We start from the raw sequence: 14,915 nt of genomic DNA on the forward strand, positions 1-14,915 counted from the left end.
TTTAGGATTTAACCTTGCACCATCTGATTGATTTTTTCTGCTTTCGCGACATTCACGCTCGCTATTTCTAGCCACGTTGTAGTTCAATCAGCTTTAGGGATTGCCCGCAGTTAACCCTCACTACCAGCCAATCACTTGACTAGCAGGGCTTACTGATATATTTAATTAACTTTCGTTATAATTGGTTAAATAAATCGTAACAGTTAGTTTCCCTAATTGTTTCAACTCCAATAACGCCATTCTGTCTCCCCCAAATACTTTTTATCCTATTATACCAAACAGTTAATGGAAGATTTAGATATTTTATGAAGTACCATAAAAAGAAGGCTATCCAAATGAAAGGATAGCCTTCTTCTCTAATTTTTCATGCGGCACCGCCACAACAGATGCTTCTAACACTTTATCGTGCGACACTAAAGCATTTTCTAAATCTACGGAAGAAATCCATTCACCTCCACTTTTAATCCAGTCTTTCGTACGATCAGCAATCTTAATACATCCTTCCGAATCAACCGTGACAATGTCTCCTGTATAGAGCCAACCGTCTTTCATTGATTCTTCTGTACGTTCATCCTTATAATAGCTTCCAGCGATCCATGGGCCCTTTAAACAGAGTTCTGTCATCGCTAAACATTGACGATTTTTTTAATATATCTATTAACCTATCCACTAACAAAAGAAAACCGTCCCAATATACCTCTTGGAACGGTTTCTTTTCCCCCTACTTCTTCACCATTAACTTTCCTTCATAATCATTCATCGACTTTATTTCGACACCTTTATAATAATGAGCAACGATATCTGTATATTTCTTACCTTCCGCTGCCATGCCATTTGCTCCGTATTGGCTCATGCCAACGCCGTGACCGAATCCCTTCGTTGTAACGACGATTTTATCTCCCTCTTGTTTCCATGTGAAGTCAGAAGAGCGTAAATCTAACTTTTCACGAACTTGCTTTCCTGTTAATGTTTTCCCTTGAAATGCTACATCTTTTACTCGCTTTCCTTCCGTAAGATCTTTAATATTCCCAACCTTCCCGTCTGCCAACACCTTCACACCGAGACGCTTTTGAAAGTCAGCTACTGTAAAGGTTTGCTCGCTCGTAAATTTTGGAGAGGCTTGATCCCACGGACTATCTACGCTCTTTAAGTACGGATAATCATTTCCCCAATAATCAGCTGCATTTTCTGTCCGGCCATTACTCGTTGAGAAGAAGGATGCTGAGATTGGTTTTCCATCATACGTTAAAACTTGTCCTGCGGTTTTCGAAACGGCTTCTTCGATTTTCTTCAAATTATTTTCGTAGTTATTGCCCCATTGTTTCTTCAATTCTTCTTTACTTTTGTACACTTGATCTTTCACCGTATCGGTCACGTCCGCATTGTTTTTCTTACCTCCGCTTAGCATACGCTGTACCACAAATGTTCTCGCTGCTAATGCCTGCGCCTTTAGCGCCTCTATTTCAAAGCTGGCATTCATCTCAGAAGCTACTACACCGGTCACATACTCCTCCATAGGTAATGTTTCTACCTTCTTTTGCTGATCACGATATACAGCAACTTGAACCGCTGTATCCACTTTCCCTGGAGCAGGTATACTTTCTATCGCTGGAGGAGTTTTAGAAGCTGCTTCTTCCCCTACTTTTGCTTTCGCAAACGGAATAACAAGAGCAGCAGGTACAATGATAACGAGCGCTATTAGAAGCGCTACTGTGATAAAAAGTGGCTTTGAAAATTTCATCTTATTTCCCCCAATATCCAAAAGCTTTACTCCATTCATTCTTATGGAACAACTCTTTCTTTTAGAACATACTTAAGGGGAACCAGCTAAAACGAAAATTTTCTAAATATTTTTACTGGTACGTGCATAAGTATAGAATTTATTGACTATAACAGTAATAACCCAAAAAAATAGTCCCTACGTCAAAAGACGTAGAGACTATTTCAATTAAGCATGAAGATCAGAAACTTCTTGTTCTTTCACTTCTTCTACTTTTTCGTTTACACGTTCAATAGTTGCACCTAATGCAGCTAATTTCTTATGGAAATCTACATAACCACGGTCAAGATGCTTTAACTCAGTTACACGAGTGTAACCTTCAGATACTAAACCAGCTAAGATTAATGCAGCAGCAGCACGTAAGTCAGTTGCGCCTACTTCAGCACCTTGTAAGCTATTTGGACCGTTCATAATAACAGAACGACCTTCGATTTTAATATCAGCATTCATACGACGGAATTCTTCAACGTGCATAAAGCGGTTTTCGAATACCGTTTCTGTAATCATACTTGTTCCATCAGCTTGTAGTAATAATGCCATCATTTGTGATTGCATGTCTGTTGGGAAACCTGGGTGAGGCATAGTTTTAATATCAACCGCTTTTAACTTATCTGGGCCGATAACACGTACACCTTCATTTTCCTCAATAACTTTAACACCCATTTCTTCCATTTTCGCTGTAATTGAGCGTAAATGTTCAGGTACAGCATTTTCAATTAAGATGTCTCCACCAGTAATTGCCGCTGCAACCATGAATGTTCCCGCTTCAATACGGTCAGGAATAATAGAGTGGTTTCCACCATATAATTTATCAACGCCTTCGATACGAATCGTTCCAGTTCCAGCTCCGCGTACTTTCGCTCCCATCGCATTTAAGAAGTTAGCTAAGTCAACGATTTCTGGTTCTTTCGCTGCGTTTTCAAGGATTGTTGTCCCTTTTGCTAATGTAGCTGCAGACATAATGTTTTCTGTCGCGCCCACGCTTGGGAAGTCTAAATAAATTTTAGCCCCTTTTAGTTCTCCCTCAACGTATGCCTCAACAAAACCATTACCAACCTGTACTTTTGCTCCCATTGCTTCGAAGCCTTTTAAATGTTGGTCAATTGGACGTGAACCAATTGCACATCCACCAGGAAGTGCAATACGAGCACGGCCGTTACGTGCAAGTAATGGTCCCATTACTTGCACAGATGCACGCATTTTACGTACATATTCAAATGGTGCTTCAATGTTTAGTTCTTTAGAAGCATCGATTGTTACTTGGTTATTTTCAAATACGACTTCAGCATTTAAATGACGTAATACCTCATTAATTGTGTATACATCAGACAAAACTGGTACTTCAGATAGTACATTCTTTCCATCACTCGCTAATAGGGCTGCAGCGATTATAGGTAATACAGCATTTTTTGCGCCCTCAACACGCACTGTGCCGTTTAACCGCTTTCCGCCACGGACGATGATCTTTTCCAAATTATTCCCCTCCGTGTCCTTTTTTCAGTATCTATTCACTCAATACTCAGAAGTTATGATCGGTGTGCCAACCACAATTGTATCTTTGTTGTCTGTAGAACGTATTGCTATTTGCACATTTATTTTCTCTCTATTTGTTGAAAGAGCGTCATCCCACTTTTTATTGTATGCGGAGACTGACACAAATGCTCTTTCTTCTATCTGTTCGATCGCTCTTGCTGAAAGATCTTTCAAAAACTGATTGGTTTTATTTTGCAAAACACCTTCAATCTTATCATTCAGTACACCTTGAACACAAGTGTAAATTATAGGTTTTTCACTAAAAATTTTATTTGTTTTCTGAATGTACTTCGGGTCCCATTTCGCCCCGCTTACTTCAAAAATAATGAAAGTGTTTTCTTTAGTATTTTCCTTACTCCATGTTACTACTACTCGTTCTTCATAAGAAGAAAACTTTTTATAGGATGTAGCTTTATATCCATCTGGAGATTGCTCTAATTCCCACTTTTGAATATTCGCCTTGTCCTTCACATCGTTTAACAACTTTTGAAACATATGTATATTAGAAATTGTTTTTGTTTCTCGTGCTAACCATGACCACTTCTCTACTTTAGCATCATTTTTCTCTAAAGTTGCAATCATGCTCTCCATTTTCTGTTCATCGCTGATCGGTTTCATCTCTCTATATCCAACCAAAAATAAAACAACACTTATCACAACAATAAGAATGGCTTTAAGCTTCAATTTCATCCCCTCCTATCCCCATTGTTAACGGAGATATGAGGTTCTATACACTTACTTTACTAAATACGTTAAACTCTTTGAATAGCCTAAATAATCAAGGAAAAAGTTACTTACAGATGTCCCAATTGCAATTGTAATTAGGATGAGTAACACTCGCGTCTGCATCACCTTTCCAGACTTCATTAAACGCTCAATGTGAACACCTTGTAAGGCCCACCACGTAATGGTAATAAACAATAAATGCGAAACAATGGCAATCAGTGCTTGTTGCCCTAAAAGATGTGCCAAAAAATCGACCCCTTTTTACCCAGCTACTACTTACGAAATACTATAAAAACGATACCATAATAAGTAGGCGCCACACTTTTTCAAATACAAATAAGCATCTTACATTTCACATCATAATTTGCTCTCAAAAAACATATACCTACATGCATTTTCAATTGTAATTCACACAAAATAAAAAGCGCAGAGTAACAACTCCACACCTTTTATTTTCACTATTGTACCACGTTCCCTAAGAAGAAGAAATCCTTCATTAATGGAAAATATTCATAAAAGAAATTGTATCCAATCATCGGCATAATCCCTAGTATTACAATCGAGATTGCACAAAGGCTCATAACAACCTTTATATTCAATGGCAAACGAATTTTCTCTTCCACTCCTCCCGTCCGGAAAAACATTTGCTGTAGAATACGGAAATAATATACGAATGAGATGACTGTCGTCCCCATCATAATAGAAGCTAGTACGTAATGAGCTGGCTCTACATGCAGTGCACCTAAAAAGATGTTAATTTTCCCGATGAAACCAGCTGTTCCTGGTATCCCAGCCAACGATAATATAAAAATCGTCATCACTATCGCTGTAAATGGCGATCGCTTATATAATCCGGTAAAAATGGTAATGTTTTCTTTGTTACTTTGTAAGATTAAGCCGTGAATAATTGCAAATGCGCCTATATTCATAAGCATATACGCAAGCATGTAAAACCACATGCTATCCATCGTAAATGGTGATAATGCTACAAGCGGAACGAGTAAATACCCCGCATGTGCGATTCCCGAATAGGCAAATAGGCGTTTTACGTTATATTGCTTTAACGCTACTACGTTTCCAATAATCATCGTAATACTCGCTAGTACTGCAATGTATATGCTCATACGTCCGTATAAAGATTGCATGTCTCCTTGCACCGATACACTTGCAAAAACCATGAGAAACAGACGAATAATGAGTAAGAATCCAGCAATTTTAGAAATCGTTCCGAGAAAAGCAGTAACAGGTGTAGCCGCTCCCTCATACACATCTGGTGCCCACATATGAAACGGCACTGTCGCAATTTTAAACGAGAGTCCAACGAGTAATAGTAGAAATGCGAGAGCTAACAATAACTGAATACCACCAGCAAGCTCCCCTGCGAATACTTTTTGCATATCCACGATATTAGTTGATCCTGTAATACCGTATAAATAACTCATTCCAAAGAGCGTAATTGCCGTGCCAATACCTCCATTAATGACATATTTCATGGCCGCCTCGTTTGACGCACGGTTCCTTTTTCGTATTCCTACTAAAATATATGAAGAAAGTGAAAGCAATTCTAAACCGACGAAAAGTGTAATGAAGTCGATACTAGAAGCCATAAACATAGCCCCAAGAAGCGCCATTAAAAATAAGTAATAATATTCTCCCTTATCTTCAATTGGATTCTTCTTATCATCGCTCATGGCGGTGCATAAGATGAGGGCCGCTCCGCCTAATAACAACGTTTTAAACCCTTTTGAAAACCCATCTAACACAAACGATCCATTTAAAATATCTCCTGTCGGTTCACCGTATAGCGTGATTAACGACACGATTGCTAATATGACGGCTGCGATTGCACTAAGCGCTACATATCTATGATTCAACTTAAAAAACAAATCACATATGGAAAGAAGGATGGCAGCTCCGAGAATAATGAATTCTGGCACCATGAGATGCCATGATAAGCTAAGTAACGTATTCATATCCATCCTACTTCACCCCCAATGTTTTCAATGTATTTTGAAGCGGATCCCCTAGTATTTCTGGCATTACTCCAATTGCAATAATGCAGAAGATAAGTAGCAATATAGGGACATACTCCCATCCGTGTATATCAGCTTTCGCCTCCCACTCTTTCTTACCAAAAGTTACTTGAAGCGTTGCTCTCAATACGTATACAGCGGTTAAAATGATGCCGAGCACACCGACTGCAGCAATGACTGGCTCCCCTTGGAATAAACCGAGAAAGGCAAGAAACTCGCTAACAAATCCAGACATTCCTGGCAATCCAAGCGATGCCATTCCTCCTGCTAAGAAGAATCCGCTAAGTACCGGGACACTTTTTGCGAGTCCGCCAAGCGCTGTAATATCCGACGTTCCAAAGCGCTGTTCTATAACGCCCAGTAAGAAAAAGAGTAAGGCTGCAATTAAACCGTGAGAGACAACTTGGAATAGTGCCCCTTGTATACCTGGTGCATTTAACGCCGCAAGGCCCATTAATACGATGCCCATATGCGAAATACTAGAGTAAGCAAGCACCTTCCGAAAATCCGTTTGAATGAGCGCTAAGAAGGCTCCGTACAATAAATTGATGACTCCTAAAATCGCAATAAGCGTTGCAAACTCGCGAAAGTATTCCGGGAATAGCCCCTTTCCGAAACGAATCATACCGTATGCCCCAATCTTCAGTAAAACGCCCGCGTGAAGCATAACTACAGCCGGATGCGCTTCAATATGCACATTGACCATCCAGCGATGTAACGGGAAAACGGGTAGTTTAATCGCAAAAGCAATCATTATGGCAAGAAACAATCCGAACTGTAAGCTACTTGAGACAGCCATTCCTCCCCCAGCACCTACGCTCGTTAATATTTCTTTAAGCTCTGTAATATTTGTTGTACCTGTTTTTGCAAATAAAACTGAGAAAACGATGAGTAAAATAGCGGAGCCAATACCGTTATATATTAAATAGCTATAAGCAGCCTTTTCACTCGACAATTTCCCCCACTTTCCAATTAATAAAAACATTGGCGGCAACGTAATTTCAAAGAAGATAAAGAACAACATTAAATTTTGAGCAGCGAAGACGCCGAGCATCCCTATTTCTAATATGAGTAGCAGCATATAAAAGGCTTTCAAGTTTCTTTTAATAGTAAATGCCGCAATTGCTGCAAGCATCGCTAGAAGGGCTGTCAGCACCATCATAACGAGCGATAAACCATCAATGCCGAGCTCGTAATAAATGGAAAACCATCTTTTATCCACCGCTGCAAAATCCCCAAATTTAATCCATTTCACTTTTTCATCGAATAGCGACAAACTCTTTCCAGAAGCATATGTACAAGCGAGGACGATAGCGATTCCAAATGGAAGCGCCGTCCCAAATAAACCAAGTGCTCGCACAGTACGCGATTCTTTTTTTGGCGTTAATACAAGTAAGAGAATTCCTAAAAGCGGGGAAAAAATGAAGAACGTTAATAACAAATCATTCATCGTAAATCCCCTCCCGTATAGAGCAAAATAATGACGAGTACTGCAAGCGAAACAGCTGTTACAGTGCCGTACACTTGTACATTTCCGTTTTGGAGTCTAGAACCGAGTCCGCTTATCCCTTTAACTAGACTCCCTATTAAAACGGCAATTCCTTCGACTACATACACCTCAAATAAGCGAAGCACATGAGCGATTCCCTTCGTAATAGGGAGCACTGTCATATTGTATAGTTCATCCACATAATATTTTTCTTTCAATAGGTTATAAAGAGGTGTTCCATCGCCCCCAGCCCAATCTCTAGAAATAGATTTCTTACCATATATGAAATATGCGAGAGCGATTCCTGCAAATGAAACGATAGTCGCTACGATCATAATCCAAACTGGTCCGTGTGCCTCTCGCACTTTAAATGCTACATCTTTCGTAAGCCAATCCCCGAGAAACGTCCCAAACCACGGTGTATTTATATAACCTGCCACTACTGCAAGGACCCCGAGAACGATCATCGGATACGTCATAACGCGGGGCGATTCATGCACATCTTCCTTTGTCTTTGCTTCCCCAGTAAAGACAAGGAAGTAGAGCCGGAACATGTAGAATGCTGTTAAGAACGCTGCAATTACTGCTAATATGAATAAAACGTAATTGCCATTCATCCAAGTCGCCGCTAAAATTTCATCTTTACTAAAGAAGCCGGAAAGGAGTGGCACACCGCTAATTGCAAGTGTACCGATTAAAAATAGTGCACCCGTTACTTTCATCTTCTTCTGTAAACCGCCCATTTTATTAATGTCTTGCGTATGCACTGCATGAATGACACTTCCTGCCGCCAAAAATAGTAGCGCTTTAAAAAAGGCGTGTGTCGTTAAATGGAAAACACCAGCTACATAACCAGCAGATCCTAATGCGAGCATCATATAACCTAGCTGGCTAACCGTAGAATAAGCGAGCACTCTCTTTATATCCGTTTGTACAAGACCGATAGAAGCCGCAAAGATTGCGGTGAAAGCTCCAACGATTGCCACTGTCTGCATCGCCACCGCACTTGCTGAAAATAGCGGGAACATCGTCGCCACTAAATACACGCCAGCTGCGACCATCGTCGCCGCATGAATAAGTGCCGAAACAGGCGTCGGCCCCTCCATTGCATCTGGTAACCACGTATGAAGCGGGAACTGACCTGACTTCCCCATCGCCCCGATAAAAATTAATATCGCTGTTATTGTAATCATGGTAGGGGTAAGATCACCCGTACGAATCGCCCTAAATATTGCGTCATATTCAAAACTACCCGCGTGCCAAAAAAGTAAGATCATCCCTATAAATAAACCGACATCTCCAATACGAGTCATAATAAAAGCCTTTTTCGCAGCAGCCTTCGCTTCTTCTTTAAAGAAATAAAAACCGATGAGTAAAAATGAACCAAGGCCGACTAACTCCCAAAATATATAAAGCTGTAATAAATTCGGTGATATAACGAGCCCGAGCATCGCAAATGTGAAGAGCCCTAAATAGGCATAAAAGGTTGGTAATCTTTCATCACCTTTCATATAACCTTTCGAATACACATGTACAAGTAAACTCACAAGTGTAACGATAAACAGCATTAAAGCCCCTAATGCAGTCACTTCAAAGCCAAATGATATATCAATATCTCCCGTTCTAAGCCATACCCACTTATGCTTCAATCCTACTTTCGAAAACCGTTCTATTAATACAAGTACCGCAAATATAAAGGAGAGAAAGACGAGGAAAATACTAAGTACACTGCTTCCTTCTCTAATTTTCTTCCCGAATATAAGTAATAAAAAAAACGAAACAAGCGGGAAAAGCGGTATGAGCCATGCATAATCGATCATTGTTTCCTTCCCCCTTTTCGGTCACAATGTTATCCTTTGAGCGTATCCATTTCATCTACATGAACCGTCGTACGATTACGATACAAAGCAATTAAAATGGCGAGTCCTACCGCCGCCTCCGCTGCTGCTACAGCCATCGTAAACAGAGAGAAAATTTGCCCTGTTAAATTTGGGAACAAACCTAATTTACTAAACGCGACTAAATTTAAATTGGCCGCGTTAAGCATTAATTCAATACAAACTAATACAATCACTGTATTTCGCTTCGTTAAAGCTCCAAACAAACCGATGCAAAACAAAATAATCGCAAGCGTTAAATATGCAGAAGCTGGAACGCTACTCATTGGAATCCTCCTCTTTCTCATCCTTCTTCGCAAGTATAATCGCGCCAACAAGTGCTACAAGTAAAATGACTGAGGTTAACTCAAATGGAATAATATATTTCGAATAGAGAAGTGTACCGATTTGAAGTGTGTTTTTTTCATGGAGAGGTAAACTTCCTTGTGTGCTTTCATTTGCAAAATCAATATTGTTAACAGCGAAATACATAACTGCCCCAAATGCTACAACCGCAAAGAAGATAATCCATTTTCGAAGAGTAAGACGCGATTCATTTTCTGCGTTATGTTGCGTTAACATAATGCCAAAAATCATAATAATTGTAATCGCACCGGAGTAAAGTAAAATTTGTGCAACTCCGATAAATTCGGCCGATAAAAGAAAGTACAAACCTGCGATACTAAGAAATGTCAGAACGAGAGCTAGCATCATATGCATGACTTTCGTTAAGTTCAACATAAGAACACCGCCGATAATTGCAGACAAGGATAGTATGAAGAATGCTACAAACTCGCCATTCATGCTTTATTCTCCTTCCTGACGTTTTCGTCGTTTTCGTCAAGCCACTGCAAATTTTTAAATAAATCATCACGTGAATATTCCGCGAGCTCAAAGTTATTTGTCATAACAATCGCCTCTGTCGGGCAAACTTCTGTACATAAATCACACAGAATACAAATTTCAAAATTAATATCGTACGTGTCAATAATTTTTCCTTTTTTCGTAGGATCCGGATGTTTTTTTCCTGTTAACTGAATACAGTCTGTCGGACAAATGTTGGAGCATTGGTTACAAACAATACACTTTTCCGGATAAAACTTTTGAATACCTCGAAAGCGGTCTGGCAACGGCAACGGTTGATTCGGATAATCGTAAGTCACCTTCTTCTTACTCAAATTGCTTAATGTATATTTTAATCCTTTAAATAATCCTTTCATCTCTTACTGGCACCCCCCTCATAGATTAGAAGAATAACTCCTTAATCAATGCCGTTAAGAAAATATTCGCAAGTGCAATTGGCAATAATACTTTCCAGCCAAACTCCATTAACTGGTCACCTCTTATACGCGGAAACGTAACGCGGAACCAAATTAATAGAAAGACTACACTGCTAAATTTCAAAGCAAACCATACAGCTCCTGGGATAAATCCAAGGAACATAACTGGATTCCATCCGCCTAAAAAGAGCACTGTAATTAAAGATGACATTCCGAAGAAATATACGTACTCTGAAAGCATGAAAAACGCCCATCTAAACCCTGAGTATTCCGTATGATATCCAGAAACAAGTTCCGATTCTGCTTCTGGTAAATCAAACGGCGTCCTATTTAACTCTGCTACCGCCGCGATTAAGAAAACGACGAAACCGATTGGCTGCACGAAAATGTACCAAACATTCTCCTGTGCCGCTACAATTTCATTTAAATTCAGGCTACCAGCTAACAAAACGATGCCAATTACACTCATTACGAGCGGAATTTCATAAGAAATCATTTGCGCCGCCGCACGCATCCCTCCTAAAAGGGAATATTTATTATTTGATGCCCATCCTCCGGTTACGACACCAATCGTCGTAATGCCAGAAACAGCAATGTAATACAGTAAGCCTACGCCAATATCCGCGAACTGAAATTTATCAGTAAACGGGATGACTGCAAGCACCATAAATGCCGGTGCGAATGCAATGACAGGCGCTAATATAAACAACGGTTTATCTGCCGCTTTCGGAATACTATCTTCTTTCAATAATAGTTTTAAAACATCAGCTACCGTTTGCAGTAAACCGAACCGGCCCCCAACTTGGTTTGGTCCAATCCGCCCTTGCATAAAACCCATTACTTTCCGTTCTGCCAAAATACCATATGTAACGAAGCCAAGGACTGCAAATAATAGAAGCACCGCTAATCCGAAAAAAATGAAGAAATTCGTCCAGCTTGAAGGTGATTGTAAGAGCGTTTCAATCATTAGCCATCAACCTCCCCAAGTACAATATCAACTCCACCTAAAATCGTAATTAAATTGGCGATGTTTTCACCTTTCAATAACTTCGGTAAAATTTGCAAATTGTAAAAAGACGGCCTGCGAAACTTCAAGCGGTACGGCTCTTTCTTTCCATCACTAGCAATATAGCAACCAATCTCTCCTCTCGGCGATTCTATACGGACGAACGCTTCCCCTTTAGGCGCCTTAATGATTTTCGGCACTTTCGCTAGCACAGCTCCGTCTTTCGGGAACTGCTGGACAGCTTGCTCAACAATTTTTAATGACTCCTCAATCTCTTGCATGCGGCAAACGTAACGATCCCAAGCATCTCCCACACTCCCAACAGGAATATCGAAATCAAAACGATCATAAATGGAGTACGGTTCATCCTTGCGAAGATCCCAGTTTACTCCGGTACACCGCAAATTCGCTCCGCTTAAAGAATACGAAATCGCTTCTTCCGCGCTATATATACCAACGCCTTTTACGCGATTTAAGAAAATCTCATTACCGCTAACGAGATCATGATAACCTGCCAATTGTTCTCGCATATACGGAACAAACTCTTCCACTTTTTCAATCCAACCGTCCGGCGCATCCCACTTTACACCCCCGACTCTCATATAGTTAAAAGTAAGACGGGCACCGCATAATTCGTTTAATAAATTTATAATCATCTCTCGTTCACGAAAAGCGTATAAAAACGGGCTGACCGCTCCTATATCAAGAAGATTTGTCCCCCACCAAACGAGGTGGCTCGCAATCCTTCCAAGCTCCATTGCAAGTACTCGTAAGTATTCGGCCCGCTCCGGGATTTCAAGCCCCATCATCGTCTCTACAGCATGGCAAATGACGTAATTATTCGTCATGGCCGATAAATAGTCCATTCGATCTGTATAAGGGATAATTTGCGTATACTGTAAGCTCTCGGCAATCTTTTCGGTCCCGCGATGCAAATATCCAATAACTGGTGTAGCTTCTTTAATAATTTCCCCGTCAATCTTAATAACAAGCCTGAACACACCATGCGTACTCGGATGCTGAGGCCCTACATTCAAAAGCATTTCTTCCGTACGGATCATAAGCTACACCTCCACATCATACGGTTCATAATCTTTCCGAAGCGGATACCCTATCCAATCATCAGGCATTAAAATACGTGATAAATTCGGATGTCCCTTAAATACAATGCCGAGCAAATCATACGCTTCTCGCTCTGGCCAGTCCGCTCCTTTCCAAAGCGCTGCAACCGACTCTACTTCTGGTGCTTCCCTATCCAACTTCACCTTCGCCGCTACTGACTGTTTCTTTCCATATGAAAATAAATGAACATATACTTCCATATGTGTCACAAAATCCGTCGCATGTAGCTCTGACATATAATCAAAAGCAAGTCCCTCATGGAATCGCAGTAACTCCATTACTTCATAATATTTTGAGGGCTCCACCACAAGAGTTGGCACATCTTTTGAAAGTTTATTAATGTAGGAATCTACTAACGTATCCTCTCCAATTTTCCCCTTAATAACTTCAACATACTGATTTAAATACGGCTGATTCACGGATGGCTCTTCCTGCTTCGGCTCCTCTTCCGCTTTACCTTCAGCGCCCTTTGTCTTCGCCCTTGCTGCCGCTTTTGCCTTCGCTGCTGCAATTGCCTTCGCCTTTTCATCTCCCGATTTCCCATCACCTAGCGAGGACTTCTGCTTCGCTAAAGCCGCTGCCTTTGCCTTTGCTACCGCCACGGCCTTCGCCTTCGCTTTGGCTTTTCTTCTTCTGTTTCGCTAACGCTGCCGCTTTTGCTTTCGCGGCTGCTGCTGCCTTCGCCTTCGCTTTGGCCTTTGCCTTTTCTTCTTCCGTTACCTCTTCGGTTCCTTCTCTTTTTTGCTTTGCTAACGCTGCCGCTTTTGCTTTTGCGGCTGCTGCTGCCTTCGCCTTCGCTTTGGCCCTTTCTTCTTCCGTTACTTCTTCGGTTCCTTCTCTTTTTTGCTTTGCTAACGCTGCCGCTTTTGCTTTTGCGGCTGCTGCTGCACGTCGTTTTACTTCTTCCACAGTCATACCATCACTTTTTGGTAGCGCTTTCTCTTTTTCTCGATTTTCTTCCTCAAGTTTACTTATTTCCGCATCATGTTTCGCAACGAGACGCTTTCTCGCCTCTTCTTTCGCATGCCTAGCCGCTTCTCTTTTCAAATCCTCTAGGTCTTTATTTGGATCACTCATTTATTCGTCACCTGCTTTCCCGTCTTTGCCTCGTAACGAATTTTTTCTTTCAATTTATTAATTCCATAAATTAAAGCAGCAGGATTGGGTGGGCAACCAGGAATATACACATCAACTGGTACAATTTGATCCACACCTTTCACAACAGCGTACGAATTTACATATGGGCCACCTGCTGTCGCACAAGATCCCATTGCAATCACCCATTTTGGTTCAGGCATTTGATCGTATAAACGCCGAACAATAGGAGCCATCTTCTTCGTTACTGTTCCCGACACAATCATAACGTCCGATTGCCTTGGCGATGTCCGAAAAAATGACCCAAATCGATCTAAATCGTAATGTGATGAACCTACTCCCATCATTTCAATTGCACAGCATGCTAGTCCGAATGTCATTGGCCATAAAGAATTGCTTCGTGCCCATCCTTTTAACTGCTCCAATGTAGAAAAAAAGATATTTCGTTCTAATTCCGCCCGCTCATTTGGATGTAATTCCTCAAAATTTATAACCATTGTAACACCTTCTTTTTCCAAGCATACGCTAATCCAACTAGCAACATTACAACAAAGATGAGCATTTCAATCAGTGCAAATAAACCGAGCTTGTCATATGCAACAGCCCATGGATATAAAAATAAAGTTTCTACATCAAAGATGACAAACAATAAAGCAAAAATATAATAACGAGCATGAAACCGAATATTTGCATCATGAAAAGGCTCAATTCCACTCTCATACGTCGTCGCTTTCGCTGCACTTGGTTTGTTTGGACGCAGCATCTTTCCTAATGTAAGAGCCACTACCGGCAGCAATATACCTAATAGCAAGAAAATCAAAACGATCATATAACTATTTTCATATACACTTGCCATTGTGAAACCCTCCCCCCTGAATTAAGAACAAGTTCACTTAGTAAACAATATGTCCTAGTTGCAGTAATTATTATTTTTAAATTTTTCTAAATAATGCAACTATTTTAATCATTATAGC

At 40.5% G+C, this 14,915-nt stretch carries 14 protein-coding genes and 2 pseudogenes; all 16 read right to left on the minus strand.

Translation table 11 applies throughout. The features are described 5' to 3' along the window. Positions 1 to 342 precede the first annotated feature (342 nt). Positions 343 to 624 (minus strand): annotated as a pseudogene (locus tag DN389_RS22010) (fatty-acid--CoA ligase); the annotation flags it as partial. 97 nt (positions 625 to 721) lie between these two features. Next, positions 722 to 1,741, minus strand: a complete 1,020-nt coding sequence (spoIID, locus tag DN389_RS22015; protein WP_087983291.1) for a stage II sporulation protein D — start codon at positions 1,739 to 1,741, stop codon at positions 722 to 724. Between the two features lie 207 nt (positions 1,742 to 1,948). Next, a complete protein-coding gene (gene murA / locus DN389_RS22020) occupies positions 1,949 to 3,253 on the minus strand; it encodes a UDP-N-acetylglucosamine 1-carboxyvinyltransferase (RefSeq protein ID WP_000411269.1) in 1,305 nt (434 codons plus the stop codon). 39 nt (positions 3,254 to 3,292) lie between these two features. Further along, complete coding sequence (locus tag DN389_RS22025; protein WP_000767922.1) at positions 3,293 to 3,997, minus strand: YwmB family TATA-box binding protein; 705 nt, start codon at positions 3,995 to 3,997, stop codon at positions 3,293 to 3,295. Positions 3,998 to 4,048: 51 nt separating this feature from the next. After that, entirely contained in the window at positions 4,049 to 4,285 is a 237-nt protein-coding gene (locus DN389_RS22030) for a DUF1146 family protein (RefSeq protein ID WP_000940744.1), read from the minus strand. 212 nt (positions 4,286 to 4,497) lie between these two features. Continuing rightward, on the minus strand, positions 4,498 to 6,012 hold the full coding sequence (nuoN, locus tag DN389_RS22035) for an NADH-quinone oxidoreductase subunit NuoN (RefSeq protein WP_048566758.1): 1,515 nt from the start codon (positions 6,010 to 6,012) through the stop codon (positions 4,498 to 4,500). Positions 6,013 to 6,019: 7 nt separating this feature from the next. Beyond that, the gene (locus tag DN389_RS22040; protein WP_064470671.1) at positions 6,020 to 7,522 is read right to left on the minus strand and encodes an NADH-quinone oxidoreductase subunit M; all 1,503 of its coding nucleotides are present in this window, start codon (positions 7,520 to 7,522) and stop codon (positions 6,020 to 6,022) included. Next, positions 7,519 to 9,381 carry an NADH-quinone oxidoreductase subunit L gene (gene nuoL, locus DN389_RS22045; protein WP_064470670.1) on the minus strand — a complete coding sequence of 621 codons (1,863 nt, stop codon included), beginning with the start codon at positions 9,379 to 9,381 and terminating at the stop codon, positions 7,519 to 7,521. The genes DN389_RS22040 and nuoL overlap by 4 nt, the downstream gene beginning before the upstream one ends. A gap of 29 nt (positions 9,382 to 9,410) precedes the next feature. Continuing rightward, complete coding sequence (gene nuoK, locus DN389_RS22050) at positions 9,411 to 9,725, minus strand: NADH-quinone oxidoreductase subunit NuoK (protein ID WP_000100078.1); 315 nt, start codon at positions 9,723 to 9,725, stop codon at positions 9,411 to 9,413. Next, on the minus strand, positions 9,718 to 10,242 hold the full coding sequence (locus DN389_RS22055; RefSeq protein WP_001012824.1) for an NADH-quinone oxidoreductase subunit J: 525 nt from the start codon (positions 10,240 to 10,242) through the stop codon (positions 9,718 to 9,720). The genes nuoK and DN389_RS22055 overlap by 8 nt, the downstream gene beginning before the upstream one ends. Further along, complete coding sequence (nuoI, locus tag DN389_RS22060; protein ID WP_000677191.1) at positions 10,239 to 10,658, minus strand: NADH-quinone oxidoreductase subunit NuoI; 420 nt, start codon at positions 10,656 to 10,658, stop codon at positions 10,239 to 10,241. Before nuoI ends, DN389_RS22055 begins: the two co-directional genes overlap by 4 nt. A 25-nt stretch (positions 10,659 to 10,683) precedes the next feature. After that, complete coding sequence (gene nuoH, locus DN389_RS22065; protein WP_064470669.1) at positions 10,684 to 11,685, minus strand: NADH-quinone oxidoreductase subunit NuoH; 1,002 nt, start codon at positions 11,683 to 11,685, stop codon at positions 10,684 to 10,686. Then, on the minus strand, positions 11,685 to 12,785 hold the full coding sequence (gene nuoD, locus DN389_RS22070) for an NADH-quinone oxidoreductase subunit NuoD (protein ID WP_000621434.1): 1,101 nt from the start codon (positions 12,783 to 12,785) through the stop codon (positions 11,685 to 11,687). The genes nuoH and nuoD overlap by 1 nt, the downstream gene beginning before the upstream one ends. 3 nt (positions 12,786 to 12,788) lie before the next feature. Then, positions 12,789 to 13,923, minus strand: a pseudogene (locus DN389_RS28925) (NADH-quinone oxidoreductase subunit C). Continuing rightward, positions 13,920 to 14,438 carry an NADH-quinone oxidoreductase subunit NuoB gene (nuoB, locus tag DN389_RS22085; RefSeq protein ID WP_000236331.1) on the minus strand — a complete coding sequence of 173 codons (519 nt, stop codon included), beginning with the start codon at positions 14,436 to 14,438 and terminating at the stop codon, positions 13,920 to 13,922. The pseudogene DN389_RS28925 and the gene nuoB overlap by 4 nt, the downstream one beginning before the upstream one ends. Next, complete coding sequence (gene nuoA, locus DN389_RS22090; RefSeq protein WP_000179270.1) at positions 14,429 to 14,797, minus strand: NADH-quinone oxidoreductase subunit NuoA; 369 nt, start codon at positions 14,795 to 14,797, stop codon at positions 14,429 to 14,431. The genes nuoB and nuoA overlap by 10 nt, the downstream gene beginning before the upstream one ends. Positions 14,798 to 14,915: the final 118 nt, after the last annotated feature.

The organism is Bacillus sp. AY3-1, assembly GCF_008368785.1.
Taxonomy (GTDB): Bacteria; Bacillota; Bacilli; order Bacillales; family Bacillaceae_G; genus Bacillus_A; species Bacillus_A wiedmannii.